Genomic DNA, 25,257 nt, shown 5'->3' with positions numbered 1-25,257 from the left:
GTAGAGTGGGTGCAGAATGGGTGCGCCTGCTCCTTTTCCCTGTGGAAATCAGCCCAACCAGGCACCCCCGATCTGTCGTGATGGACTGGGTTGAGCCAGCTCCTCGGCCAGGTTTTCCCATGTCACCTCCCATTTCTCGCTCGCCAAGATCCGTTGTGCACGGTTTTGCTTTCCCGCGGACTGCTCCCAGGGAAGGGCAGTCCCTTCAAACCGAACTGGGTACAGCGCTGTACCCGCTGTTGCAATTGTTGGGTCAACTGTTGAAAGTACCTTTGGTCTATCTAGAACTGGCCCAGCCGGGATCCGATCCCCACTCGCCTTCAAAAGGGATCCTCTACCGGGATCCGCAAGGGATCCCAGCCGGCGAACCCTTCAACCTCAATGCCAGTCCTGGGGCTGAGCAATGGCCTTTTCATGAATCCTTCCTCTTGCAGACTGAGCAGGGGATCCGGTTGGCCGATCTGCACCTGCTTGACTGCCATCCTCGCCAACTGAGTTCCTTTGAACGGGAACAGATTGACCTCGTTGCCCTCAGCCTGAAGCACATTCTTCTCCAAGCCCAGGAGCATCGGCAAACCCTCGAGCAGCTCCAATCCCAACTGCAGGACAGCCGCAGCACTGCTGCCCGCTACCAGCAGATCTTCGAGAACGCCGTCGAAGGCATTTTTCAAACCACCCTAGAGGGCAAATATCTGGTTGCCAACCCGGCCTTGGCCCATATTTTCGGCTACGAATCCCCTGAGGATTTGATGCACAACGTCTCCGATATTGGCACCCAAATCTATAGCGATCCGGAGCAACGAGCCGAATTCATCCAGCGCATGCTGAGAGAAGGTCAAGTTGTGAATTTTGAACACCAAGTCTGCTGCAAAGATGGCAGGCTAATTTGGATTTCTTTAAATGCCCGTACCATCTACAACGACCAAGGGGATCCCCTCTATTTTGAAGGATTTGTTACTGACATCACAGCATCCCGTCAACTGAAAGAACGACAACAACAATTGGAAGAAGCCCGCCGAGAGAGCGAGCATCGTTTTCTGCAACTGGTAGAGAATACGCAACAACTGTTTTGGATTACAACACTCTACAGCAAAGAGCTGATCTACGTCAGCCCAGCCTGTGAAGCCATTTGGGGCCGCTCCGCCGAAGAGGCCTACGCCAACCCCCAAGCCTGGATCCGCCAGATCCACCCCGACGACCGCTGGTTGTTCCCCACCATCCTCAAAGCCCAATCGGAGGGCAAATCCACCGATGTTGTCTTCCGCATTTATCACACTGATGGCCGCCTGATTTGGCTGCGAGAACGCACCTTTCCCATCGCCGACAAAGAGGGCAAAATCTATCGGGTGACAGGGATCGTCGAAGACATCACTGAGTCCAAGCAACTGGAAGCCGAACGGCGTCGTATAGAGCAAGCCTGGCAACAAAGCGCCAACCATTTTCGGCAGATTTTTGAGCTGGCCCCCAATGGAATTGCCCTTGTGGACTTGCAGGGGCGATTTATCCAGGTCAACGATGCCTTTGCCCAGATTGTCGGCTACACCCCCGAAGAATTGAAACATCGGCAACAACTGGACATTCTCCACCCCGAAGATGTCAACCCACTGCTGGGGGCCAATGAGGCTTTGCTGGCAGGGAAGGTCTCCGTCAGCCAGCGCCAGATTCGCTACACCCACCGTTCCGGCCAGGTTGTTCATGTGCTGTTTCAGGCCACCCTGCTCACCGACGAGGAAGGACAGCCCACCCAGTTTCTCAACCAGGTGATCGACATCAGCGCCCGCGTGGAGGCAGAAATTGCCCTCAAAGAAAGTGAAGAACGCTTCCGCCAATCCTTTGAATGGGCCCCCATTGCCAAGGCCATGACCCACGTGGATGGCACCTATTTGCAAATCAACGCCGCTTTTACCGAAACCCTGGGCTACACCCTGGAGGATCTCAAAGGGAAAACCGTCCTCGACATCACCCATCCCGACGACATTGCCACCACTCTGGAAAACAGCAACCGCCTGCTGGCCGGCCAGGTGCATCAGTGCGAACAGGAACAACGCTACATCCACAAGAACGGCCAAATAGTCTATGCCATTCTTCGCATCACCCTGGTGCGCACGGCCCAAGGGGATCCCAGCTACTTTCTAAGCCAGATTTTGGACATTACCGAGCGCAAGCAAGCTGAGGCAGCCCTTCGCCAAAGCGAGCTGAGTTTGCGGGGCATTTTCGAGCAGTCAGCCCTGGGCATTTCCATCGTCGATCATCGGGGCCATTACCTAAAAGTGAACCCCGCTCTGGAAGAGATCTTGGGCTATAGCGCTGCCGAACTGACCCACATGAGCTTCTGCGACCTCACCCATCCAGAAGACATTCAGGAAGATTGGCGCCTTTTCCAGGAGGTTTTGAACGGCCAACGGGATCGCTACCATCTGGAAAAACGCTACATCCACCGCAGCGGAAAGGTGGTTTGGTGCCGCCTGGCGGTCTCTGCAGTCCGGGATCCCGAGGGCAAAAACCTCTTCATCATCGGCATTTGCGAAGACATTACCGAAGAAAAACGGGCAAAGCTGCAGATCCAAGCTGCCCTTCAGGAAAAAGAAGTCCTGCTGCGGGAGATTCACCACCGCGTCAAAAACAATCTGCAAATCATCTCCAGCCTGCTGCGGCTCCAAGCTGACCAAATCAAAAGCCGCAAGTACGCCCGCGTTTTTAAGGATGCCGGCAGCCGTATTCAAGCCATGTCTTTGATCCACGAAGGTTTGTACCAATCCAACAATCTGGCCGCTGTGGATCTCAAGCAGTACCTACACAATTTGATCTCCAACCTCTTTCACTCTTACGGGGTAAACCCCGAGAGCATTCGCGCCAACATCCGCGCCGAAGGGATCCGCCTCAACCTGGACGATGCGGTCTTGTGTGGCCTGATCATCAACGAGTTGGTGACCAACAGCCTCAAGTATGCCTTCCCGAAGGGCTGCAGCGGGGAGATAGAGATTCATTTCAGCCAAACCCGCAAATATACTCAGTTGCGAGTCTCCGACAATGGCGTTGGCTTGCCCCCGAACTTTGACTTCAAGGAAACTCAATCTCTGGGTTTACAACTGGTTGCAACCCTCACCGATCAGCTACAGGGCAAGATACAATTGAGGAGCAAACCGGGTACCACCTTCATCATTACCTTTCCGAGGAGCGAGCCTTGAAGAGAGTTCCACCCCTTGTCAAAGGCAGTATCCTGGTCGTCGAAGACGAGAAGATCATCGCCAAGGACATTGCCAACGTTCTGAAAAAATTCGGCTACGCTGTGCCCGCCATTGCTTCTTCCGGGGAAGAAGCAATCCGAAGACTGGAAGAGATGCCGGTGGACTTAGTCTTGATGGATATCGTCTTAAAAGGCGATATCGATGGTATAGAAGCCGCCAAGCGGATTACCGAGCGCTTCAACATTCCGGTGGTGCATCTGACGGCCTACGCCGATGAGGACACGCTCTCCCGCGTCAAAGAGACCCGACCCTTTGGCTACATCATCAAACCCTTCAAAGAGCGGGAACTCTACACCACCATCGAAATTGCCCTGCACAACCACCGCCAGAGCCTCGAGAACCGCAAGCTGGAAGAAAAAAGAATCGAAGAGCTGCGGCAAAAACTGCAGCAGCTGCAGCAGTTCTCGGAGGTGAAGGGCACTCTGTTCAAGAAATTCTTGCAGGATCTGAGCGAGCCCCTCTCGAACCTCAGCTTTGCCTTGGGTCTGCTCAAGGATGCCGAGTCGGAGCAGAAGCGGGAGCACTATCTGCAGGTGCTGGAGGATGAGTTTCGCCGTGAGCTGGAGCTGATCCACCAAACCTCTAACCTGGAAAATCTTTTAAACCTGGAAAATGTTGGCCTGTTGAGCCAGTTCAGCCTGCTGCGTCCCCAGGAGCCCAGCCGTAGTCACCGGTTGGAGGAGGAAGCCCCCACCCCTGCAGCCACGGCCCCCCAAGAGTCGGCAGGCTCTGCCCCCGCACCCAGCCCCACCGCCGTTACGGCGCCACGGGCACCGCTGCGCCCCCTCAACCAGACTCAGTTGGCGGAACGTTTGGGGGTGGTGGTTTCCGCCATTACCTATTGGAAATTCAAAACCGGGTTTCCGGAGTGGAGCCGCAGCCGGGATCCCGAGGGCATTTCTTGGCGCTATTCCCCCGATTCCAAGCGCTTTTCACCCGTGCCCTAGCTAGCGTTGCACCACTTCCACCCGCACAGGCGCCAGCCCTGAGCGCACCATCCCCAACACCTCTGCCGCCCGCAGGGAAAGGTCGATGATCCGACCGGGAATAAAAGGGCCGCGATCGTTGATGCGCACCACGGCCTGGCGGCCATTTTTCAGGTTGGTCACCCGTACCTCGGTGCCAAAGGGCAGGGTGGGGTGGGCAGCCGTCATCTCATGGCGGGTTGGGTGCAGGTCATACCAAGAAGCAATGCCCTCTTGCACAGGCCCAACCACACGGACGGGGGTGGGTTCCTGCTGAGGGGCTGCTTTCGACTTGGGGCCTGCCATGGTGGCTTTGGCGGTCAGAGCAGCCGGTTGAGGCAGGGCCGGAGCTGCAATGGGCGGGGCATCGAGCAGCAGACGGCGGAGACGGTTGGCGGCCAAAACAGCCACATCCACCGGGCGCTGGTTATCGATCAACAGCACTCCAGCGTCGATGCGCAGCAATTCCTTGTTGTTGACCTGAATGGTGTAGAGAGGAACACCCAAGCCTTGTTCGGCCAATTCCAGATCTGCCCAACCTAAGGTGATGGTGGTGTCTTTCAGGGATCCCTGGGCCATTTGGTTGAGCTGGGCCACAAGGGCGCTGGCCCGCATGAGCGGTGGCTCCAGCCCAGGGTGCTCGACAAAGCTGACAATGGGCAGATCCCGCACATAGACAGTGACCACCTGTCGGCCATCCATCTGATACTCGTAGAGGGTGGAGATGGGCTGGCTGGTTTGCTGCCGTTGCTCGCCGATCTTGAGAATGGGATCCTCTTCCAGGCGGTGCGGGATTGCCTGGCGAGTTCGGTTCAAAGAAGGATCCAAGTTCAGGGTACCCAGTTTGGCAGGGGCAAGACCTTTGTGGTCGGAGATAGAGGTTTGGGGAATTCTCGGCAGCGTTCTGACTGGGGCTGCGGCAGCAGGGAGGGGTTGGGAAGGGGTGGCCGGGGGGGGCAATTTGGATGCAGGTGACAGCTCTGCTGCTCGGGTGTTGGGGGATCCGGTTCGCGTCGAGGCTTGTGCTCGCGAAGTCAAGCCGCCCAACATGCCTACCGGCAAGCCCAAAGCCGTGACACAGAGACAGCTGACCAAGCCCATTTTGCGGGCGGGATCCAGTCCCTGTCCAAGCTGTTTCCAATTTCGCATGAGGCCGCGCTCCTCTCCAATCCTGTACAACTTCCAAGGCGACGGTTAAAACAGAAGTTAATGTACCATAGGTTCCTGAGTTGACCAGTTTGCACAGTCGGGCACAAAAGCCCAAGTCTTGATAGCATAAGGGGTTTTGGCATTTTGGACTACCGCTCAGCAGGGGTTGACATCGATCTGGGCCAGGCCTTTGTCAGGGGGATCCGCGAGCGCGTTGAACGGATTCAAGTTCCGTCTTCAGGTTCTTCAGAAACCTTGGGTGGCATCGGCGGCTTTGCCGGCCTGTTTGAGCTGCCGACAGGGTATCAAGCGCCGGTGTTGGTGGCGGGCACCGATGGGGTGGGGACAAAGCTGGACATTGCCCAGCAGTGGGGTCAGCACCAGGGGGTGGGCGTCGATCTGGTGGCGATGTGTGCCAACGATGTGCTGACGGTGGGGGCCCGGCCGCTGTTTTTCTTGGACTATGTGGCCACTGGCAAGCTGGAGCCAGAAGCCCTGTGGCAGGTGATCGATGGCATCTTGGCGGGCTGCCAGGAAGCGGGCTGCCAACTGCTGGGCGGGGAAACGGCGGAGATGCCGGGGTTTTATCCCCCTGGGAAGTACGACCTGGCCGGGTTTTGTGTGGGAATTGTGGAGAAGGCGGCCATTCTGGATGGGTCGCGGGTACAGCTTGGGGATCGGTTGTTGGCTTTGCCCAGCAGCGGCCTACACAGCAACGGCTACAGCTTGGTGCGGCGGATTGTGGCCGACCGGGGTTGGCGCTGGGATCACCGGCCTCCCGGCTGGGATCGGCCTTTGGCGGAAGTATTCCTCACCCCCACCCGCATCTACGTGCAGGCGGTGCAGCGGCTGCAGGCAGCAGGGATCGCCATCCACGGCATGGCCCACATCACTGGCGGCGGGATCCCGGAAAACTTGCCCCGCTGTTTGGCCCCCAACCAGGCGGCGCGGCTGCAGCCCCATAGCTGGCCCATCCCACAGGAGTTTCTCTGGCTCCAAGAACAGGGCCAGGTGGAGACCTTGGAGATGTTCCGCACCTTCAACCTGGGGGTGGGCTATGTGCTGGTGATCCCCCCTGAGGCGGAAAATCAGGTGAGATCCCTGCTCCCCGAAGCCTTTCCCATTGGGGAGGTGGTGGCGGCCTGTCCAGGGGAAAGCCGCGTTCTGGGACTGGAACAGTGGGGATCCCTCACAAGCCCTGCCGACTAGCCAACCGATGGATCCCCACCAAAAGGGGGAAAGGGATCCCAGTTCCCTCGACTCATCCTCGCCGTCGCTATGCTAAGTTGGCATGTGGCCTCAGCGCTGTTGCCCGCCTTCTTGCCCGAGCCTGCTTCCCGACATTTGTCCTCTTTGGGAATAGGGGTAACTCGGCCTTGGACCGTTTGCTAATCGCTGCTGACCCTCTAGGTTAGGAGTTGCTGATGACAGGTTTACCCACTGCTCGTGCAACCGCGGGTGCCATCGAAGTTGAGCATCTGAGCAAAACCTACGGCAGCTTCACTGCCATCCGCGATGTTTCCTTCCAGGTGAACGCCGGCGAGATCATGGGTTTTTTGGGGCCGAATGGGGCTGGCAAGACCACTTCCATGCGCATTTTGGCGGGGTATCTGCCTGCCAGCGAGGGGACGGCGCGGGTGGCCGGGTTTGATGTTCACGAAAACTCGATGGCGGTGCGGCAGCGCATTGGCTATCTGCCGGAAAACCCACCCCTCTACCCCGACATGACGGTGGAGGCGTACCTGCACTTTGTGGCCCAGATCAAGCGGGTCAGCGCTGGCGATCGGCCCAGGCGGGTGGACGAGGCGATCCGGCGGTGCAGCCTGGAAGAAAAGCGCCACACCCTCATCCGCAAGCTCTCCAAGGGGTTTAAGCAGCGGGTGGGCATCGCCCAAGCCCTGGTTCACGACCCGCCGGTGATCATCCTGGATGAGCCCACCATTGGGCTGGATCCCAAGCAGATTATCGAGGTGCGCAAGCTCATCAAGAGCCTGGCGGGGGAGCACACCATCATCCTCTCCACCCACATCCTGCCCGAGGTGAGCATGACCTGCGACCGAGTGGTGATCATCAACCGCGGCCAGGTGGCGGCCATTGGCACGCCTGCCGAGCTGACAGCCCAGCTCCAGGATCGGCAGCAGGCAAAGCTGGTGGTGGGGGCAACCGAGGCAATGGCCATCCGGACGGCCCTGCAGCCTTTGCCCCAAGTGGAGGTGGTGAGCCTACAGCCCTTGGCGGCGGATCCCTCCCGCTGGCAGGTGCAGCTCAAGAGCAACGCTGCCGCGGACGGCTGGATCCCGGAGGTGGCCAGGGTGCTGGTGCAGGCAGGGATCGACCTCTACGAGATAGGCCGCCCGCAGGCTTCTTTGGAAGAGATTTTCCTGCAGCTCACTACGCAAGAGGGATCTGAGGGCGCATTGGAGGAAGCGGCATGAACGGAGTGGTTGCCATTTTTCGCAAAGAGCTGCGCGGCTACTTCACCTCCCCCATTGCCTATGTGGTGGCCGCGGTGTTTTGGGGACTGGCGGGGTTTTTCTTCTTTAATATTCTGGTGCGGGTGATCAGCTTTTCTCAGCAGGTGGATCTTTTCGCCCAGTTCGGCCAGGAGAACAATTTCGACGCGGCCACCATCCTGTCACAGCAGTTTCTCAACCTCTTGGGCACCCTCTCCTTATTTCTATTGCCCATCTTCACCATGAGCTCCTATGCCGAGGAGCGGCGGCGGGGCACCATGGAGCTGCTGGCTACTTCTCCCATCACCAACTTGGAGGTGGCCCTGGGCAAATGGTTGGCGGTCTGGGTGTTTTTCATCACGCTGCTGCTGCCGCCGCTGGTCTACCATGTGCTGGTGCTGAGCAGCGCCAACCCGGCAGTGGACTACCGCCTGACCCTGATGGGCTATGTGGGCCTAACCCTGCTGGCGGGTAGCGTTATGGCCTTGGGGTTGTTTATCTCTTCTCTGACAGACAGCACCCTCATCGCAGCAGTGGCCACCTTTGGCTTGATTTTGTTGCTCTGGGTGATCGACGCGGCAGCCGGCCAGGAGGAAAACTGGATTGCTGCAACGCTGCGGCATGTGTCTTTGCTGCAGCAATATAGCAACTGGGTGCAAGGGATCCTCAGCAGCAGCAGCCTCATTCTTTTCTTGAGCATCATCGTCCTGGGGCTGTTTGCCACGGTGCAATCGGTGGAAAGCCTGCGCTGGCAACAGAGCTGAGGTCAGATGGGAGGAGTGCGGTGATGAAGGACTGGCGCGCGTTATTGGACTGGACAGGGATCCTGGGCATTGGCGTCATCGCCATCGGCCTGGTGGTGGGATCCGCCTTCACCGGTTGGACGGCTGTGCCCCTGAGCATGCTGGCAACAGGTTTGGCCCTGCTGGTGGCTTGGGGCATCACCCACCGGCAGGAGGTGGGGGTCTTCCTCGGTTTGCGTTCCACCCAGACCAACGCCAACATCCTGGTGGCGGCGGCGGCGATGGCCGTCATTCTAGTGCTGGTGAATGTAGTGGCGGTGCGCTACGACCTGCGGCTGGATCTCACTGAGGAGGGTCTGTTTACCCTCTCGCCCCAAACCCGGCAATTGGTGCAGGGATTGGCGCAACCGGTCAAAGTTTGGGTGGTCACCACTGCGCCGGATCCCAATCTGCGGGAACAACTGGAGCGCTATCGCCGCCTTAACCCCAACCGCTTCCAGTTTGAGTTTGTGGATCCCAACCGGGATCCCCTGACCATTCAGCAGCTGCAGGTGACCCAGAACAACACCCTGGTGGTGGAGGCCGGAGAAAGCCGGCAACAACTGCCTCAGCCCCCTGCCCCTGATCTGGAGAGCAAACTGACCCCCGTCCTGTCCAAAGTGGTCAACCGAGGGGAGTTGCTGGCCTATTTCGTGCAAGGGCACGGGGAAGTGGGGCTGGAAGCGAGGGAAGGTACTCCAACTCTGGCCCAGGCGGCGGCAGCCCTGGGTCAGGAAGGCTATCGGGTAGAGCCCCTCAACTTGGTGCAATCGGGGATCCCAGAAGAGGCGGATGTCCTGGTGCTGGCGGGGCCACAGCGGGCTTTGTTCCCCGGCGAGGTGGAGAAACTGCAGGATTATCTGGCGAAAGGCGGACGGCTGCTGTTGTTGATTGGGCCACGGGTGGATGCCGGCCTGGATCCCTTGCTGGAAGAGTGGGGCGTGGTCTTGGGGGATGACATCCTCATTGAGGTGAGCAGCGTCAGCCAACTGTTGGGGACAGGGCCGGCGGTTGCCCTGGTTACTACCTACGGGGATCACCCCATCACCGCCCCCTTGGCGGCCCAGCGGCTAATGACCCTGTTCCCCCTGGCCCGCTCTGTGGAAACCGAAGCCCGCGAAGGGATCCAAGCCACGCCCCTACTGCGCACCAACCCGCAAAGCTGGGGGGAGACCAGTCCTGACCTGGAAAGTGGCCCCCTGCAGTTCGATCCGGAGCAGGACAAGCCTGGCCCCCTTACCCTGGGCGTTGCTTTAACCCGCCGTCTGGACACCGACCCAGAACAGGGCTCGGGATCCCGGCAGGAGGCCCGCCTGGTGGTGATCGGCAATGTCAACTTCGCCCTCAACGGCAACTTGCGGCAGCAGGGCAACCGGGATCTCTTCTTGAACACCCTCAACTGGCTGACTGAGCAAACGGAGCAGATCTCCATCCGCCCTAAATCCATCACGGATCGCCGTCTCACCCTGACCGGTCAAAACTTCCGCTGGCTGGTGCTGGGATCGACGGTCCTTTTGCCCTTGGCGGCCCTGGGTTCCGGAGCTGCCCTGTGGTGGCAAAGACGGTAGAGCTGGAGGAAAGCAGGCATGTTCAAGCGAACCACCTGGATTCTCCTGGGTTTGGCGGTGGCCTGTTTGCTGGGCTACTTCCTCTTGGACAACATCCGGCAACTGCGTCAGGAGCAACAGGCGGAGCGAGCGCGGCTGTTCCACTTTGCCACCGACACCATCGCCCGCATTGAAATCCGCCAACAGAAAGAGGGGGAACCCGTTCGCGGCAGCGGTGCGGAGTACTTGGAAATCCTTTTGGAGCGCAATCCAGAAGAAGAGGGATCCCACTGGCGGATCGTCGGTCCCATCCAGTCGGCGGCGCTGGACTTCCCCATTGAGCAGTTGCTCAACACCTTCTCCCGCCTCACCCCCCAAATCACTCTGGAGGGGGTCACTGACCTGGCCGCTTTTGGCCTGGATCAGCCGCGACACCAAATTGCCCTTTTCCCCAAAGAAGGGGATCCCTACCGCCTAGCCATCGGCAACGACAACTTCGATGGCTCCGGCTTCTACGCCCAGCCCGAAGGGGGACAGGTGGTGCTTCTAAGCAGTGCCCAGAAGGGATCCCTGTTGCCCTCTCTCTTGGCTTTGCGGGACAAGACTTTGCTTCAGTTTGATACAGCCGAGGTGAAAGCCCTGCAAGTGCAGTTGGCAGAGGCGGAGCCGGAAGTTGTTCGCCTGCAGCGGCAAGACGTTCGCGCCAGCGGTGCGGAGCACTTTACTTGGCAGATTGTCCAGCCCCGCGAGCTGCCTGCCGATGACCTCAACGTCGATCGTCTGCTCAATACTTTGTCTCGCCTGCAAGCCGTGGAGTTCCCCGCCGAGACCAAAGACGAGCTCGCCCCCTATGGCTTGGAGCAGCCTTCCGCCCGGCTGACGGTAGAGCTGGAGGGCGGCAAAACCCTGAAGGTCGCTTTGGGATCGGAGAAAGATGGCCAGGTGTACGTCATCACCTCTGAGCACCCGGCAGTGGCCACCCTGCTCACCAGCACCGCCGATATTCTCCGCTCCGACTTGGAAGAGCTGCGGGATCACCGCATTGCCCGCCTCAACGCCAACCAAGTGGGCCAAGTCACCTTAGAATCCCAAGGGGAAAAGGTCACCCTCACCCCTCGGCCTTCAGAGAAGGGATCCTTGGAGCTGCGCTGGGAAAACCCGGAGCAACCGGGCCAGCCTGTGGATCTCAGCTCTCTGTTCTCCAGCCTGAATGCTGCCCGCGCCAAGGAGTTTGTGGAACAGGCCGACGCGGAAGCCCAAAGGGTGTTGTCTGAGCCCGACCTACGGCTGACCTTTGAGCCCAAGCCTGACGCCGAGCAGGATCCCTTAACCCTGACCTTGGCCTCCTCTGGCTTGCGGGCTTATGTGCAAAGCAGCCGCCAGCCGGACATTGCCGTGATCGAGCTGAGCACCTTCAACAGCCTGGAAACCGAAGTGAATCGCCTCTTGGAAGGCCAGCCGGAGAGCAAGGACTCCGCCCCACTCACGCAACCGCCTTCCACCCCCTCGCCCCCGAGTTCCTAGAGCCTTAGCCAGCAGAGGTAGCTGTCTTCTCCTCCGCGGTTTGGGTTGCTTTTTTCAGGGCTTCCCCTTGTATCGTCAGCACCGAGCAGGGAGCGCGGTGGAGCACGTAGTTGCTAACGCTGCCCAGAAACAGCTCGCTCAGGCCGGAGTGGCCGCGGCGGCCCACCACCACCAAGTCCGCATCCCAAGAGCGGGCCAGATCGCAGATGACCCGACCGGGGTTGCCGTAGTTGAGGGTGTACTCAGCGCGGATCCCGTGCTCAGCCGCTTTCTCCACCAGCGAGCGCAGGTAGTCCATCTGGTTTTGCTCTAAGATGGCACATTGCTCCCGGTAGGACTGCCACAGCTCGGCGCTGATGGTGGAGCTGTAATCTACCCCCAGGATCATCGGCGGCTCTGGGGCGCCCGGCTCTTCCTGAGACAGAACATGGAGAATCATCATCTGGGCCTGCATGGCCTTGGCCACTTGGACGGCCTTTTGAAATACTCCCTGGCTCAGCTCCGACCGATCCACTGCCACCAAAATCCTGCTGAACATATCGGCTTCCTCCAGATGGCTAACAGCGGGGCACAAGGCAGAAGCAGCGTGACTTCGGGGTTGACCTCTGACCCCTTTTCCCTCGACTCCAAGCTCCCCTCTGCTCTGCCCCACCTATCTGTGTTGTAGAAGATTTGGGCGAGAAAACCCCAGATATCTTGAACGAACTAGGCAGATTGGCAACGAAAGTTCAGAGATCTTGACACCGGTCAGAAGGCATCGCCCTGGGCCGCCCACTCCAACACCGCCTGCAGCGCCTCGGCCTGCTCTTGCCAGACTTGATCGAGGGGAGTGCCCCGCAGGATTTCCAGCGTTAGGGTTGGGATCCGCCGTTCCTGCCCTGCCCAAGTGCCCAGAGAACCAGGGGTAGGGTAGCCAATGTCGGCGGTAATGGGCAAGCCGTTGCAAGCGGCCATCACCTGGGCCAGCTCAAGGGCAGGGCCGTTGTAGTTCACACAGGGGTGTGCCTGACAGGAGTGGGCAGAAAGGATAAATTGGGGCCGCATCTGGGCCAAGCCCTCCAACAACGCCTGCGTCTCGGGCTCGGAGCCTGGGGCTGCTCCGGGCGGATAGCGAGCTTCCAAAGAGGCCGGGATCCAATCTTGGGTGGGCAGATTGCGGTTGAGATCGACGCCGTTGGCATTGAGACGTTGCCCCAAGGCACAGCCATCCGGGTTCAAGCGAGGGATTGCCCATAGGGTCGCCTTCCCGGCCAAGGATCCCCATCTCCCCGAGGCCACATAGCGCTCGATCAGGGCATAGCCCTCCACCTCATCCCCGTGTACTCCGCCGATCAGCAGCAAGGAGCGGCTCCCTTGGGTGAGCTGCCAAAGGTGAATAGGACGTCCCTGCACCGAGTAGCCGATGACCTGCAGGGATCCCAAGGGTTCGCCAAGTTTTTGAGACATGGGGGATCCCGACAAATCTCACAACCTCTAGAACGGGATATCGTTGGGATCGGGTGGGGAAGGGACATCCCCTTCAGAGGATTCCACAATCGCCGGTTCGCCCATCCCCGTCAGAGAGAGGACGCGAGCGGATCCCAGCTGATGGACACGGCGCGCAGTGATCTCGGCCAGCTTTTCCTTGCGCCCATCTCGCTCCACCACATTCATGTGCAGTTGGCCTTCCACTGTGATTTGGTCGCCCACATGGCAGGTGTCCACCACCCTTTTGGCCAGTTCTCCAAAAGAGGAAACGCGCACCCGGTAGGGCGGCTCATCCGGGCGCAAGCTGGGAAAGCCAATCACCAAGGACGCAACAGCTAAGTTACCAGGGGTGTAGCGCAGCTCTGGCTCAGACAGAACCTCGCCCATCAACACAATCGAGTTCATAACGGAGCCATCCAGGGATAAGGGGCAGCTCAGGGCACTTCCATCATGCCCGCAGGCCAGGATGCCGTCAAACCTAGCCGACGCGGAGAGTCATGTGGCGCAGCACACTCTCGTTGATGCGCAGGTTTTTCTCCCAGGCAGCCACCGCATCGGGTTCGGCTTCGTAGTTGAACTGGATGTACAGACCCTCCTTGAACTTTTTCATCTCAAACCCGGCAAAGCGGCGCTTGCCCCTATTGGTAATCTCCACGTGGGTTACTCCGTTCTCTCGCAGGATTGCCTCCTGACTGCTGAGCAGTTGTTCGAGGGGTTCATCTGACAGATCAGGACGCACAATCAGCATCGTTTCGTAAGCGCGGGGCATGGAAGCAAGTTCTCCTTAGAATCCAGTGGTAGAGACGCAGTGGACTATACTAGCTTTTCTTTCCCACAACCGAAAAGGCTGCCGCCCAATTCCCATACCCTGGCCGCAGCAGCCAATGCAGGTGAGGCTGCTCACAAGAGGGAATCCATTGTCCGATACAATAGGGATTGCTTCATTGGCCGCTGGTTGGCCCGGCCAAGACACGCTGAATCGAGAGTTGGGATTCCAAGCATGAGCGCAGACGAAGTTTACAGCCGTGTTCGTAAGATCGTGTCCGATCAACTGGGCGTGGAAGATGACAAAGTGACCCCAGAAGCCAATTTCCAGAACGACCTGGGGGCCGACAGCCTTGATACGGTGGAGCTGGTCATGGCTTTTGAAGAGGAATTCGACCTGGAGATCCCCGATGAAGATGCAGAAAGGATCGCCACCGTGCAAGACGCTGTCAACTACATCCTCTCGAAGAAAGCTGCCTAATCTGCCTCCATACCCCTGGGCTAACACCGGACGATGGCTACTCTGGATCCCGCCACTGCTCTCAGGCCAACCCGCCGCGTTGTGATTACGGGGCTGGGCGCGGTCACCCCCATCGGCAACTCTCCTGCCGAGTTTTGGCAGAGCCTGCTGGCAGGGCGCTGCGGCATTGGGCCGATTACCCATTTTGATGCCTCCCGCCACGATTGCCGTATTGCCGGAGAGGTGAAGGGATTTGATCCCCTCGACTACTTGGATCGCAAGGATGTCAAGCGCACCGACCGCTTTGTGCACCTGGCGATGGCGGCCACCCGGCAAGCCTTGGAGGACGCCGACTTTCACATCACCGATCTCAACGCCGAGCAAGTGGGGGTGATCTTGGGCACCGGCATCGGCGGCATCCGCGTCTTGGAAGAGCAGCAGACCATCTATCTGCAGAAAGGGCCGGATCGCTGTAGCCCCTTCATGGTGCCCATGATGATCGCCAATATGGCTGCGGGTCACCTGGCCATTCATTTTGGCGCCAAAGGCCCCAATTCCTGCACAGTTACGGCCTGTGCCTCTGGCTCCAACGCCATTGGCGATGCCTTTCGGCTCATCCAGAGGGGAGAGGTGCAAGCGGCGATTACAGGTGGCACGGAAGCGGCGGTCACCCCTTTGTCCATGGCGGGGTTCAGTGCCATGAAGGCCCTTTCCACCCGCAACGACACCCCGGAGCAAGCCTGTAGGCCCTTTGATCGGGATCGGGATGGCTTTGTCATGGGGGAAGGAGCAGGGATCCTGGTGCTGGAGGAGTTGGAGCACGCCCGCGCCCGCGGGGCCAAGATCTATGCGGAGATAGTCGGCTATGGCCTCACCTGCGATGCCCACCACATGACCAACCCTGCCCCCGGCGGCGAGGGAGCGGCCCGGGCGATGCGGCTGGCCCTCAAGGATGCCGGGCTTCAGCCTGGGGATGTGCAACACATCAATGCCCATGCCACCAGCACCCCTGTAGGGGATATCGCCGAGGTCCAGGCCATCAAGTCGGTCTTTGGCGAGCATGCCCCCCGTTTGGCCATCAGCGCCACCAAGTCCATGACCGGCCACCTGTTGGGGGGAGCGGGCGGCATTGCCACGGTGGCCACAGCTTTGGCCATCCACCACGGCTGGGTTCCTCCCACCCTCAACTTGGACAACCCCGATCCCGAGTGCGAAGGGCTGGATTTTGTCCCCCACAAGGGGCGGCAGATGGCTGTTGAGGCCGCTTTGGTGAATGCCTTTGGGTTTGGTGGGCACAACGTCACGCTGGCCTTGCGCCGCTACTCTCCCGCTTGAAGGGCTTGGCCTATGTCTTCTCCCGAAAGTTCACTGCCCTCAGTTCGCCAACAAGCCTTGGCCGCTTTGACGGCGGAGCTGGCGCAGCAGGGTCACCCGCCCGAATATGCTCAGCACATGGCGGCGGCGGTTATTTTTCAAGCGGATTTGGATCTGTGTGCAGCTCAATTGGCGCGGGTGCTCAGTTGGCTGAAGCAAAACCATCCTGAACTCTATCCAGAGGCGGTGCAATTGGTGGACGCCACCCGCGAAGAGTTCGAGCGTCGCGTTCAAAATGGATAGACAAGCCATCTGCTGTGATCTGAAGCAGGGATCCGGCAGTTGGGTTGCGGTCGTTAGCAGAGGGTGATGTCCCCCCTATGGGACTGCAAGGGGTGATCTTGAGCTGGAGTGGAGTGGTGGCCGATGACGAGAACTTGCACCTACAGGCCATCAACCAACTGCTGGTGGAAGAGAACCTGCGCCCCTGGAACCTGTGCTGGCCGAAGTCGGGATCCCCTGGGCAGCGGAGCTTTACCGGCTGCAATACCTGGGCCGACCGGATCGAGAGCGCCTGCCGGCTCTGTGGGGGGAGCAGGGGCGGGTGCTCAACCCCAAGCAGCTGGAAGAGCTGCTGAAACGCAAGGCCCTATACTACCAGCAGGCTTTGCAGGGGCAAAGGGAGCTGCCTCTCATTCCCGGCCTGAGGGAAACTTTGGAGACGCTGGAGCGGCTGCAACTGAAGGTCGGCCTGCTGTGCGGCCAAGCGGCAGCCGAGGTGACCGCTTTTCTGGAGCGCTTCCAGCCATGCTGCCCGGCCCTGACGCGGTTGACCGATGGGGGATCCTACCGAGTGACGGGGGATGATGCAGGCCCAATGCTTTCCCCAGGACACTTGCACCGCCTGCTTTTGCAGCGGATGGAATTGCCCGCCCAGGCGTGTTTGAGCATTGAAGCCACCTACTCTGGCATTCAGGCAGCCCGTTCGGCAGGGATCCCGGTGCTGGCTCTGGCCACCTTCTTTCCTCTGCACATGCTGCAGCGGCGGGCCAATTGGGCGGTGGACGGCTACCATCAGGTGGAATGGGATCGCATCCGGAACTGGTTTGCCGGCGGGCAAAACCGTCCTTCGACCCCAGTTGAAGGAGAGGCGGAGGCCGGTTCCTTCAAGGGATCCCAGGGAGGTCAGCCCCAGCCCTAGGGCAGGATCAGCATGCCATCCCCAAAGGAATAGAAGCGATACCCCTGGTCGACGGCCTCTCGGTAGAGATCCAGCAGCCTTTGCCGCCCGATCAGCGCAGCCACCAGCATCATCAGGCTGGAGCGGGGCAGATGAAAATTGGTGACCAGTCCTTGAATCACCCGCCAGGAGTAGCCGGGGTAGATGAATAGATCGCTTTTCCCCTGCCAAGGCTGCAAGGTGCCAGAGGCTGCCGCGGTTTCCAAAGAGCGCACCACAGTCGTTCCCACCGCGATCACCCGCCCCCCTCGGGCTTGGGCTTTTTGGATGGCTGCCACCGTTTCTGCCGGCACCTTGAGCCACTCGCTGTGGAGACGATGCTCGGTTACCCGCTCCGCTTCCACCGGTCGGAAGGTACCCAGGCCGATGTTCAGGGTGATGTAGGCCGTTTGGATCCCTTTTTGGGCCAGCCGCTCCAGCAGCTCCTGGGTAAAATGCAGCCCTGCCGTGGGAGCAGCCACCGAGCCGGGGTGTTTGGCCCAGAGGGTTTGGTAGTCTTGAGGGCGAACTTGTCCTGAGCCCGGGGATCCGGAAGCCTTGATGTAGGGAGGAAGCGGGATCCGGCCCACCTGTTCCAGGATTTCCTCAAAAGGCTGTGCCCCCTCCCACTCAAACTGCACCACTCGCCCACCGGTCTCCGGATCCAAATCCAGGACAGTGGCTCTCAGCCCAGAGGGGGATCCCTGCTTGCTCCAAAAACCAATCCGATCCCCCACCTTCACCCGTTTGCCCGGCCTGACCAAAACCCGCCAGTTCCACGCCTGATCTGGCAGAGGTTGCGCAGCGGCAGGGATCCCTTCCAGACAAGGCTCCAGCAGCAACACTTCGACCCGCGCCCCGGAGGGTTCCTTGGCCCCGAACAGGCGGGCCGGGATCACCTTGGTATCGTTGAGAACCAGCAGATCCCCCTCCCGCAGGTAGTCGGGCAGATGGCAGAAGCGGCGATGCTCGTGCCTATCCGGGTACACCACCAGCATCCGCGCCTGATCCCTGGGCTCCACCGGCGTTTGCGCAATCTGGTCTGGAGGGAGAGTGTAATCGTAGGAAGCTGTGAGCAGATCGGGATTGGACTCCCTATCGCCCAAAGGCTCAGCCTCACCGGGGGGAGCGGCAGCAGGCGAAAAAGAGTCAGGCATGGAGATGAATCAAGATGGGGTTCTACGTGGATCCAGCATAGCCAACCGGATCCCGCCAACCCTCTCCCTTTTGAGGGAAGCAGCTAAACCTTGGCCACCACCACCTGCTGCGGCTGATCCTGATACTTGCCGGCGCGGTCGGCGTAGGTCACTTGGCAGGGATCCCCTTCCAGAAAAAGAAGCTGGACCACCCCTTCGTTGGCGTACACACGGCAGTCGGCGCTGGAGGCGTTGGAAAACTCCAGGGTGAGATAACCCCGCCATCCCGCCTCAGCGGGCGTCAGGTTGGCAATCAGGCCCACCCTGGCATAGGAAGATTTGCCAATGCAGATCACGGTAATGTTATCCGGAACTTGCAGCCGCTCCAAAGACACCCCCAACCCATAGGAGTGGGCCGGGATGATAAAGTAATCCCCCATCTCGTCGTGGTGCAGCTCCACCGCTTCCAGATTCTTGGGGTTAAACCGTTTGGGATCCACCACTGTGCCGGGCACATGGCGGAAGATCTTGAACTCCACCGGCGACAAGCGGATGTCGTAGCCGTAGGAAGACAGCCCGTAACTCAAAACGGGCCGAGATTCAACAGCGCGCACCAGCTCAGGGCAGAACGGCTCGATCATCCCTCGCCGCGCTTGCTCACAGATCCAGCGGTCGTTTTTCAACATGGCTACAGCCGGCTTCCTGGAGAGTGAGGGCACATCTGGTGGACAAGCTCCAGTCTTATTGGGACTCCGCCCCCCTGACGCGACCCGTGTTGCCTAGGTCTTTCGGAGCGGAAACTGTTTGCGCTAGCGGTGCGGAGCAACATGGGCTGCTGTAGGCATAGCACCTGTGCCGCTGACTTGAGGGGGATCCAGAGAACAGGCAACATTCCCATCGGCAGTGCGGAGCCCTGGGCCTGGGATGCCACGTAGGCGCAGCTGCGTGATCAAGTCGGCCCGCTCCAGAAACGAATCTGGCATCTCCGGCCCGGTGATCACCATGTCCATGGAGATGGGGCGTTGGTCGATTAAGCTCAGCACTTCCGCTTCTGGGATCAGGCCCAACTTCACAGCCAAGCTCAGCTCATCCAACACCACCAAGTCATAGCGGCCACTCCTGACAGCCTCCTGGGTAAATTGCCACAGCTCATCCAATGCCACCCGCTCCTCAGGCTCTAGGTGAGGTGTATCGATGCAGCGGTGCAGGCGACAACGAACCCACTCCAAGGATCTGCCCAGGGAGAGACGATTTTCGGGCCCCTGATTGATCCCACCCTTGAGAAATTGCACGATCAGCACCCGCGTTCCCTGGCCTGCCAAGCGCATCGCCTGAGCCATGACGGGCGTAAACATGCCCCGGCTGGGGTGGGTGTAAAGCTGCAGGGATCCCTGGGGAACCAACTGGGCGGAGAGGGATCCATTCTGCTGAAGGAAAAGCTCGCCGGCAGCAGGGCTGGCTTGAGGCGCAGGCTGTTTGGCGCGGGCTACAGGAGCGGCATCCTTGGAGGAAGGCATAGGATTTGGAGAAGCAGTGCAAACCACGTTCTATCTCGCGAGCAGGCTAGAGAACACGGCCCTAGGTTATAGGGCCTACAAGTGGTGGAGAGCGTCGGCTATGGATTCCATGAAACACCACCTGTGCGTATCCGTCAATGAGTCGGTTCTGCTTCTAGCTGGCATACAAATCATCCCCAATAGAGTAATAGAAAATACAATCCTTGCCCATCCTAGCCTTTTGGCACAAGAGGCAATACCTGAAAAGCTTTGACAGGGGATCTCAATAAAATTTCAGGCCTAGCCCAGAAGCTTGTGTGCAGGGCTATCTCACTTGAGTATAGAGGTGCTCTATAAAAATTTGAGAAAAAGATCAATTTCTTCCAAATAAGATTAACTCTCACAAACAGGAATGCCAGTACCAGCAGCCCACCCACGAGAGAGGAGCAAGGGTCAACCTACCCCAAAAGCCTTGTCCACCAGGAGAGATAGTCATTTTTAAAATAACTATACATTTGGTCGGGAGCCGGGTAGGCCTACACATTAGCGAACATTCGTAGTAGAGAGAATTGTAACCAAAAGTCCAAGGAGTTAATTTCTAACCTCGAGAGTGAAGAAATATAAATTCGTCAATCATCTTCGTCAAAAAATGGATTATTGACAATACTTTTTTGAAAACCAGCATCTGATTTAGCAGAAGCGTAAAGAATTGCGTGCCTTTTATACTCTGAGGTCGTCTTCTTCAAGAGATCGCCTCTTTGATCATTTTTCTTACCGGTCTCAAGGCCAATGTTTTCTACTTAATTTAATCTCTATTTCTGTTATGAGAAATGAGCATTGGGCGTTCAGTTTGGATCCCACTTAAAATTGACCTGAAAAAGCTCTGGGGCTTTGGGTGCTGAGATTGCCGGGATCCCATTGCGCAATCAAAGCCGAGTCCTTCCTCTGGCGAGGAGAGATTTTTGTTGAGAAGGTAGATCCAATCCTGGAGAATACTTGACCCCTCATCCAATCAGCCAGAAAGTCCGGGGATCCCACCCTCGATCCCTGGATCAAAGGGAAAAGACTCCATCCCGCCGGCACAAAAGTTTTCTGTCACCGACTTGGGCTTGGGAAAAACCCTAGGCCATTGTGAACTCGGGGTGTACGCCGCCGGGAGGGACTGGGATCCGTCTCACTGTTGGGTGGGCTGGCTTCTGGGTGTCGGTGTTCCAAATTGACGGCCTCTCCCCCCAGCACCAAGGTGGAAGCATTGCCCCCATCCAAGTTCAGGGCATGGCGACAGCCCAATTGCTGCATCAACTGCGCCATCTCCAGCAGGGTAAGCCCTTGGTTTTCCTGGGCATTGCCGGCGGTCACCAGCAGCAAATGTCCGCTGTCCAGTTGGCCGATGGCACTGCGGGCGGCTCGCTGCCGGCGAAAGAGGGGTTGAAATGCCTCCAATCGGGCATCCAAAACCACCTGCCCATCCAAGAGCAAGAGCGGCCCTGCCCCTAGGATGTGGGGATAAGCTTCCAGCTCGGGCGGATCCAAGCGCAGATGAAGGCTGAGGCGATCCCCGGGAACCAGCTTGCGGGCTTCTAGGGCACCTTCTAGCCCCCGCCCTGCCAATACATACCCCTCGCTGGGAATCTGTACCGTCAAACTGCCGGCCAGGCCCGCCACCAGAATTTCTTGCACCTGATCCTGCCGCACCATCACGAGCATTTCGTCGTCCGTTTGGGTGGTGTAGGTGGATCCCCAGTCGGGGGTGAACTGGGAGATGCCGGGCAGGATATAGCCTGTATTGATGCCCACCACTGGGATTTGATCCCCAATGGCATTGCGCAGCTCTGCTTGCATCCGCAAACGGGCAAAGCGCACGGATCCCCCTTCTTGCCCTGCCGTCCCATCCGACCAGGCGATGACCCCACGACCCAAAATGGGGCTGGAGATCCAACGGCCATCCCGACGAATTGCCCCCAGCGGCTGACGGGTGTTGCGGTTGAAAAACCCACCGTTAATGGCGGCTACTGCTCCCTGTTCGGGGCCAAAGGAAGACAGCTCCCCCAGACCCACCAGCCCCGCAGGTGCAGCCCAGATAGGCCGCAGTTGGCCCGCTGCGAGAGAAATGACCACGATAGAAACGGGGATCCGATTGTCTCCAACCCAAACCTCCTTCTGGTGCAAAGGGATCCCTTGCACCACCCGCACCGGCTGCACACCGAGGGTCACCTGAGCTTGAGCAGCCACGCTGGGCAAAAAGAGAGCAGCAGTGCAGGCTAACCCCCAGCCCATGACCCAGGCGCTCAGCTTGGTTTTGGACATGTCTTCACGTCTTTAGGGCTTCACCATTGTCATTGGGGGAGATGATTATCCCCCTGCGGCAAAGGTTCCCATCACAATGAGCGACAACAGGATCCCGGGAAAGAGCAGCGTCACCAAGATCAGCAGTTCGGATAGGGTCATTGGGGAATGCTACCTACTTAAGGATTGAGCCAACACAGCAGCCCTAATTTTCACCCTAGCGATCCTATGGAAGTGGCCCAGGATCCCTTTGGGATCCCTTAACACTCGATCACCGGTTTTTGCGGCTGCCCGTGCATGCCATCTCTCGCTCTGCCGACAGTATCCTGGCAAGGGGAAAGCCTTATCCAACGGTTCCTATGGGCATCCAAGGCAAACGCATTGCCGTCGAACCCGGCCATCTTCGCCCCTGGCTCAAAGAGGCTGTTTTGGCAGGGGGTGGCGAAATTGTGCCCCTGGCAGAAGCAGAAGCCTTGGTCTGGGCCGATGCCTTTGATGTGCCTGGCCTGAAGCGTTGTCTGGCGGAAGGGAAAGGGATCCGCTGGGTGCAGTTGCCCTGGGCGGGGGTAGAGCCTTTTGTCCGGGCAGGGGTTTTGCATCCTGCCTATGTGTGGACTTGTGGCAAGGGAGTCTATGCTCAACCGGTGGCAGAACATGCCTTGGCCCTGACCTTGGCCGGCTTGCGCGACTTGAAGATCCGCGCCTTGGCCCAAACTTGGCAGGAGGGCTCCGGTACCAGCCTCTGGGGTAGCCGTGTGGTCATTTTCGGGGCCGGGGGCATCGCCCAAGAGTTGATCAAGCTGTTGCAGCCTTTTCAATGCTCCATCGACGTGGTGCGTCGCAAGGCGGATCCCTTGCCGGGTGCCACACGGGTGGTGACGCTCGCGGAACGGCAAACGGTGTTGGCAGGGGCAGATGTGGTGATCCTGGCTTTGGCCCTCACGCCGGAAACCGAGGGGATCATCGCCCAAGCTGAGTTGGAGCAGATGGGATCCCAGTGCTGGCTGGTGAATGTGGCGCGAGGAAAACACATCGTGACCTCCGACTTGGTGGCCGCCCTGCAGCAGAGGGTCATTCGCGGGGCTGCCTTGGATGTTACGGATCCCGAGCCCCTACCGGATGGGCATCCCCTCTGGAGCTTGCCCAACTGCCTGATTACCCCCCACACTGCTCTTACCGATGCCATGATTGTCCCAGCCCTCTCTAAGCGGGTGCGAGAAAATGTGCGGCGCTTCCGGGCCGGGGATCCCTTGCTGGGGGTGGTGGATCCGGTTTTGGGGTATTGAGGCCCTCACCCCCACTGACTCTTCCCAAGAGAGAGGGGAGAGCGGAGTCAGAACGTTTGATTGATCCCCAATCAGCGATCCCAACTACTGCGGAGCCATCTCCTGCACGCGGGCAGCAATGGCCTTGGCCATCTCCTGAGTGCCGACGGGATCCCCTGTGGCCAGGTCATAGGTGACCTGCTTGCCCTCGGCGATCACCGCCTGCACCGCCGCCTCCACCCTTGCGGCAGCCTCCCGCTCTCCCAGGTAGCGCAGCATCATCGCCCCGGAGAGGATCAGAGCGCAGGGGTTGACTTTGTTTTGGCCAGCGTACTTGGGAGCAGAGCCGTGAATGGCCTCAAAAACCGCAATCCCATCGCCAATGTTGGCTCCTGGCGCCACCCCCAGCCCGCCGATCATCCCCGCGCACAAGTCGGAAATGATGTCCCCATAGAGGTTGGTGAGCACCAGCACATCGTAGAGCTGCGGCTTTTGCATCAGTTGCATGCACATGTTGTCCACGATGCGATCTTCAAACTCGATGTCGGGGTACTCCTGGGCCACCTCCCGTGCCACCTGCAAAAACAAGCCATCGGTGAACTTCATGATGTTGGCTTTGTGAACTGCCGTCACCTTCTTGCGGCCATTCTGGCGGGCGTACTCAAAGGCAAATTTGACAATGCGGCGGCTGCCGAAGTCCGAAATGGGCTTGATGCCAATGGCGGATCCCTCGCGGATGGGTTTGCCGGAGAGGCGCATCATTTCCTCCCGCGCTTGGATGGCTTCCGGCGTGCCCCGTTCAAACTCGATCCCGGCATAGAGATCTTCAGTATTTTCCCGCACCACCACTAGGTCAATGTCTTGAAAAGGGCTTTTGACACCGAGCATGGATTTGGCCGGGCGCAGATTGGCGTAGAGATCCAGCTCCTTGCGAATGGCCACGTTGACCGAACGAAAGCCAGTACCTACGGGAGTGCCAATCGGCCCTTTGATCGCCACTTTGGTTTCCCGAATGGACTCCAACACCTGGGGCGGCAAGGGGGTGCCGTATTTCTCGATCACCTCCACTCCTGCTTCTACCGGGATCCATTCCAACCCAACCCCGGTAGCCTCCAAGACCGTGGTCATCGCCTTGGCCACTTCCGGGCCGATGCCATCCCCAGGGATCAAAGTCACACGATAGGCCACAGATGCTTCTCCTCGCAGTGTTAACGACAGCGCAAAAACTCCGCCTTGCCAGCGTGAGAGGATCCCTCCACCAGACAGGTTAGAGAACCGGGAACCCTTGAGCTTAAACGACTATAGAACAGGTTGAGACTGAAAATGCTGCGTCTGCTACCTCAGAAAAGGGGGGGCTAGCCGCAAGATCGGGGACTCGGCGGCAGAGGGACTCGCAGCTCTACAACTGTGCCACTGCCAAAGCGGCGATTACGCCAAGCAATGCTTGCCCCGATCAACTCGGCTCGGTAGCGCATGTTGAGCAACCCGTGTCCATGGCCAGACGGCTGGGCGGGATCCGCCCCGCTCTTGGACTCCGGCATACCGCAGCCATCGTCGATGATCTTCAGCTCCAAGTGGGTGTAGGGAGCCTGAGGGTTGATAGAGGAACCGGCGTCCTGTTGAACCTTGGGCTGAATGATGAGATCGATGCGCCGTGCCCCCGCGTGTTTGACAATCAGAAAGCTGGCTTCCAGAGGTGTCCGGCTCAGCAGAGCCAAAGCCCCCAGCCGCTCCTCCCCCCGGTTAATCGGGTAGGCAACAAAGCCTCGCAAGCCATTGGCCTTCACCCACTCCGGGGCGGGCATCCAGGCTTCTTGGGCGGGATTGTTGCTCAAAAGCGGCAGACCCTCCTGGGCCACCCGCCCCAAAGGGCTGTCGTCAGGGTAGATCCGCTGAATTTGGTCATGAGCAGGACTGAGCAGGCCGGCATGGGCCACCGACTGAAAACATCCTTCCTGCGGGTCGAAAAACCAAAGGCGAGCTGAGGCTGCACCCAGACGATCCACCATCTGCCGTACCAAGGTCTGGGCCAACTTGAGCACACACTGCTCCAGCTCCCTCGTCTCTACAGAGTCCGAAGAGGATGGGGAAGACAACTGAGAAGAGAGCAGCACCAGTTCTTGGACAATTTGGTTTGCAGCCTGTAGCTGGCCTAGCAGCATGGGATCCCATCGCGGCAGC

Annotated in this window: 23 protein-coding genes; 12 read left to right on the top strand and 11 right to left on the bottom strand. The window is 59.1% G+C overall.

The window, feature by feature from the left end:
- The first annotated feature begins 119 nt into the window (after positions 1-119).
- Complete coding sequence (locus NW805_RS03495; RefSeq protein ID WP_414421649.1) at positions 120-3,188, top strand: PAS domain S-box protein; 3,069 nt, start codon at positions 120-122, stop codon at positions 3,186-3,188.
- Complete coding sequence (locus tag NW805_RS03490) at positions 3,185-4,195, top strand: response regulator (RefSeq protein WP_414421648.1); 1,011 nt, start codon at positions 3,185-3,187, stop codon at positions 4,193-4,195. The genes NW805_RS03495 and NW805_RS03490 overlap by 4 nt, the downstream gene beginning before the upstream one ends.
- On the opposite strand, the gene NW805_RS03485 is transcribed toward NW805_RS03490, so the two are convergent.
- Positions 4,196-5,362 carry a septal ring lytic transglycosylase RlpA family protein gene (locus NW805_RS03485; protein ID WP_414421647.1) on the bottom strand — a complete coding sequence of 389 codons (1,167 nt, stop codon included), beginning with the start codon at positions 5,360-5,362 and terminating at the stop codon, positions 4,196-4,198.
- Positions 5,363-5,506: 144 nt separating this feature from the next.
- Here NW805_RS03485 and purM point away from each other — a divergent pair, with 144 nt between their 5' ends.
- From purM to NW805_RS03460, 5 genes are all read left to right on the top strand, one after another.
- Positions 5,507-6,571, top strand: coding sequence for a phosphoribosylformylglycinamidine cyclo-ligase (gene purM, locus NW805_RS03480; RefSeq protein WP_414387809.1), 1,065 nt, complete (start codon positions 5,507-5,509; stop codon positions 6,569-6,571).
- A gap of 215 nt (positions 6,572-6,786) precedes the next feature.
- Positions 6,787-7,797, top strand: a complete 1,011-nt coding sequence (locus NW805_RS03475; protein WP_414343290.1) for an ABC transporter ATP-binding protein — start codon at positions 6,787-6,789, stop codon at positions 7,795-7,797.
- Entirely contained in the window at positions 7,794-8,579 is a 786-nt protein-coding gene (locus NW805_RS03470; RefSeq protein ID WP_011433262.1) for an ABC transporter permease, read from the top strand. Before NW805_RS03475 ends, NW805_RS03470 begins: the two co-directional genes overlap by 4 nt.
- A 23-nt stretch (positions 8,580-8,602) precedes the next feature.
- The gene (locus NW805_RS03465) at positions 8,603-10,165 is read left to right on the top strand and encodes a GldG family protein (RefSeq protein WP_414421646.1); all 1,563 of its coding nucleotides are present in this window, start codon (positions 8,603-8,605) and stop codon (positions 10,163-10,165) included.
- An 18-nt stretch (positions 10,166-10,183) separates the two neighbouring features.
- On the top strand, positions 10,184-11,668 hold the full coding sequence (locus tag NW805_RS03460; protein WP_414421645.1) for a DUF4340 domain-containing protein: 1,485 nt from the start codon (positions 10,184-10,186) through the stop codon (positions 11,666-11,668).
- A gap of 4 nt (positions 11,669-11,672) precedes the next feature.
- Here the strand turns inward: NW805_RS03460 and NW805_RS03455 are convergent, their stop codons facing one another.
- The 4 genes from NW805_RS03455 to rpsF form a co-directional block, all read right to left on the bottom strand.
- On the bottom strand, positions 11,673-12,320 hold the full coding sequence (locus NW805_RS03455; protein WP_414421644.1) for a universal stress protein: 648 nt from the start codon (positions 12,318-12,320) through the stop codon (positions 11,673-11,675).
- Positions 12,321-12,415: 95 nt separating this feature from the next.
- Positions 12,416-13,114 carry a M14 family zinc carboxypeptidase gene (locus NW805_RS03450; protein ID WP_414421643.1) on the bottom strand — a complete coding sequence of 233 codons (699 nt, stop codon included), beginning with the start codon at positions 13,112-13,114 and terminating at the stop codon, positions 12,416-12,418.
- Positions 13,115-13,141: 27 nt separating this feature from the next.
- Complete coding sequence (locus tag NW805_RS03445; protein WP_414421642.1) at positions 13,142-13,540, bottom strand: single-stranded DNA-binding protein; 399 nt, start codon at positions 13,538-13,540, stop codon at positions 13,142-13,144.
- 73 nt (positions 13,541-13,613) lie between these two features.
- Positions 13,614-13,904: a 30S ribosomal protein S6 gene (gene rpsF / locus NW805_RS03440; RefSeq protein ID WP_414421641.1), complete on the bottom strand. Its 291-nt coding sequence runs from the start codon at positions 13,902-13,904 to the stop codon at positions 13,614-13,616.
- Between the two features lie 231 nt (positions 13,905-14,135).
- Here rpsF and NW805_RS03435 point away from each other — a divergent pair, with 231 nt between their 5' ends.
- The 4 genes from NW805_RS03435 to NW805_RS03420 all read left to right on the top strand — a co-directional run bounded on the left by NW805_RS03435 (position 14,136) and on the right by NW805_RS03420 (position 16,875).
- The gene (locus NW805_RS03435) at positions 14,136-14,381 is read left to right on the top strand and encodes an acyl carrier protein (RefSeq protein ID WP_414343279.1); all 246 of its coding nucleotides are present in this window, start codon (positions 14,136-14,138) and stop codon (positions 14,379-14,381) included.
- Between the two features lie 33 nt (positions 14,382-14,414).
- Complete coding sequence (gene fabF, locus NW805_RS03430) at positions 14,415-15,695, top strand: beta-ketoacyl-ACP synthase II (protein WP_414421640.1); 1,281 nt, start codon at positions 14,415-14,417, stop codon at positions 15,693-15,695.
- A gap of 12 nt (positions 15,696-15,707) precedes the next feature.
- Complete coding sequence (locus NW805_RS03425; RefSeq protein WP_414421639.1) at positions 15,708-15,977, top strand: hypothetical protein; 270 nt, start codon at positions 15,708-15,710, stop codon at positions 15,975-15,977.
- Positions 15,978-16,170: 193 nt separating this feature from the next.
- Positions 16,171-16,875: an HAD family hydrolase gene (locus NW805_RS03420; protein WP_414421638.1), complete on the top strand. Its 705-nt coding sequence runs from the start codon at positions 16,171-16,173 to the stop codon at positions 16,873-16,875.
- Here the strand turns inward: NW805_RS03420 and queA are convergent.
- The 4 genes from queA to NW805_RS03400 form a co-directional block, all read right to left on the bottom strand.
- The gene (queA, locus tag NW805_RS03415) at positions 16,872-18,050 is read right to left on the bottom strand and encodes a tRNA preQ1(34) S-adenosylmethionine ribosyltransferase-isomerase QueA (protein ID WP_414421637.1); all 1,179 of its coding nucleotides are present in this window, start codon (positions 18,048-18,050) and stop codon (positions 16,872-16,874) included. The genes NW805_RS03420 and queA overlap by 4 nt on opposite strands.
- A gap of 83 nt (positions 18,051-18,133) precedes the next feature.
- Positions 18,134-18,715, bottom strand: a complete 582-nt coding sequence (gene dcd / locus NW805_RS03410) for a dCTP deaminase (RefSeq protein ID WP_011433274.1) — start codon at positions 18,713-18,715, stop codon at positions 18,134-18,136.
- Positions 18,716-18,838: 123 nt separating this feature from the next.
- Positions 18,839-19,546: a cob(I)yrinic acid a,c-diamide adenosyltransferase gene (locus tag NW805_RS03405; RefSeq protein WP_414421636.1), complete on the bottom strand. Its 708-nt coding sequence runs from the start codon at positions 19,544-19,546 to the stop codon at positions 18,839-18,841.
- Positions 19,547-20,620: 1,074 nt separating this feature from the next.
- Positions 20,621-21,832, bottom strand: a complete 1,212-nt coding sequence (locus tag NW805_RS03400) for a phosphodiester glycosidase family protein (protein WP_414421635.1) — start codon at positions 21,830-21,832, stop codon at positions 20,621-20,623.
- 338 nt (positions 21,833-22,170) lie between these two features.
- On the opposite strand from NW805_RS03400, the gene NW805_RS03395 reads away from it, so the two are divergent.
- The gene (locus NW805_RS03395) at positions 22,171-23,097 is read left to right on the top strand and encodes a D-isomer specific 2-hydroxyacid dehydrogenase family protein (RefSeq protein WP_414421634.1); all 927 of its coding nucleotides are present in this window, start codon (positions 22,171-22,173) and stop codon (positions 23,095-23,097) included.
- Positions 23,098-23,181: 84 nt separating this feature from the next.
- On the opposite strand, the gene NW805_RS03390 is transcribed toward NW805_RS03395, so the two are convergent.
- Positions 23,182-24,264 carry an isocitrate/isopropylmalate dehydrogenase family protein gene (locus NW805_RS03390; RefSeq protein WP_414421633.1) on the bottom strand — a complete coding sequence of 361 codons (1,083 nt, stop codon included), beginning with the start codon at positions 24,262-24,264 and terminating at the stop codon, positions 23,182-23,184.
- Positions 24,265-24,431: 167 nt separating this feature from the next.
- On the bottom strand, positions 24,432-25,238 hold the full coding sequence (locus NW805_RS03385; protein WP_414421632.1) for a GAF domain-containing sensor histidine kinase: 807 nt from the start codon (positions 25,236-25,238) through the stop codon (positions 24,432-24,434).
- Between the last annotated feature and the right edge of the window lie 19 nt (positions 25,239-25,257).

This window comes from Synechococcus sp. W60.1 (assembly GCF_047461575.1).
In the GTDB taxonomy this organism is placed as follows: domain Bacteria; phylum Cyanobacteriota; class Cyanobacteriia; order Thermostichales; family Thermostichaceae; genus Thermostichus.
The sequence above is the reverse complement of the archived record's forward strand: the minus strand, read 5'-3'. Positions and strand labels throughout refer to the sequence as shown.

Excerpts from the sequence above, each read along its gene's own strand:
- NW805_RS03495 (WP_414421649.1), top strand. The coding sequence starts at position 120 with ATGTCACCTCCCATTTCTCGCTCGCCAAGATCCGTTGTGCACGGTTTT.
- NW805_RS03485 (WP_414421647.1), bottom strand. The coding sequence starts at position 5,362 with ATGCGAAATTGGAAACAGCTTGGACAGGGACTGGATCCCGCCCGCAAA.
- NW805_RS03475 (WP_414343290.1), top strand. The coding sequence starts at position 6,787 with ATGACAGGTTTACCCACTGCTCGTGCAACCGCGGGTGCCATCGAAGTT.
- NW805_RS03470 (WP_011433262.1), top strand. The coding sequence starts at position 7,794 with ATGAACGGAGTGGTTGCCATTTTTCGCAAAGAGCTGCGCGGCTACTTC.
- NW805_RS03465 (WP_414421646.1), top strand. The coding sequence starts at position 8,603 with ATGAAGGACTGGCGCGCGTTATTGGACTGGACAGGGATCCTGGGCATT.
- NW805_RS03460 (WP_414421645.1), top strand. The coding sequence starts at position 10,184 with ATGTTCAAGCGAACCACCTGGATTCTCCTGGGTTTGGCGGTGGCCTGT.
- NW805_RS03450 (WP_414421643.1), bottom strand. The coding sequence starts at position 13,114 with ATGTCTCAAAAACTTGGCGAACCCTTGGGATCCCTGCAGGTCATCGGC.
- NW805_RS03445 (WP_414421642.1), bottom strand. The coding sequence starts at position 13,540 with ATGAACTCGATTGTGTTGATGGGCGAGGTTCTGTCTGAGCCAGAGCTG.
- rpsF (WP_414421641.1), bottom strand. The coding sequence starts at position 13,904 with ATGCCCCGCGCTTACGAAACGATGCTGATTGTGCGTCCTGATCTGTCA.
- NW805_RS03435 (WP_414343279.1), top strand. The coding sequence starts at position 14,136 with ATGAGCGCAGACGAAGTTTACAGCCGTGTTCGTAAGATCGTGTCCGAT.
- fabF (WP_414421640.1), top strand. The coding sequence starts at position 14,415 with ATGGCTACTCTGGATCCCGCCACTGCTCTCAGGCCAACCCGCCGCGTT.
- NW805_RS03425 (WP_414421639.1), top strand. The coding sequence starts at position 15,708 with ATGTCTTCTCCCGAAAGTTCACTGCCCTCAGTTCGCCAACAAGCCTTG.
- queA (WP_414421637.1), bottom strand. The coding sequence starts at position 18,050 with ATGCCTGACTCTTTTTCGCCTGCTGCCGCTCCCCCCGGTGAGGCTGAG.
- dcd (WP_011433274.1), bottom strand. The coding sequence starts at position 18,715 with ATGTTGAAAAACGACCGCTGGATCTGTGAGCAAGCGCGGCGAGGGATG.
- NW805_RS03405 (WP_414421636.1), bottom strand. The coding sequence starts at position 19,546 with ATGCCTTCCTCCAAGGATGCCGCTCCTGTAGCCCGCGCCAAACAGCCT.
- NW805_RS03400 (WP_414421635.1), bottom strand. The coding sequence starts at position 21,832 with ATGTCCAAAACCAAGCTGAGCGCCTGGGTCATGGGCTGGGGGTTAGCC.
- NW805_RS03395 (WP_414421634.1), top strand. The coding sequence starts at position 22,171 with ATGGGCATCCAAGGCAAACGCATTGCCGTCGAACCCGGCCATCTTCGC.
- NW805_RS03385 (WP_414421632.1), bottom strand. The coding sequence starts at position 25,238 with ATGCTGCTAGGCCAGCTACAGGCTGCAAACCAAATTGTCCAAGAACTG.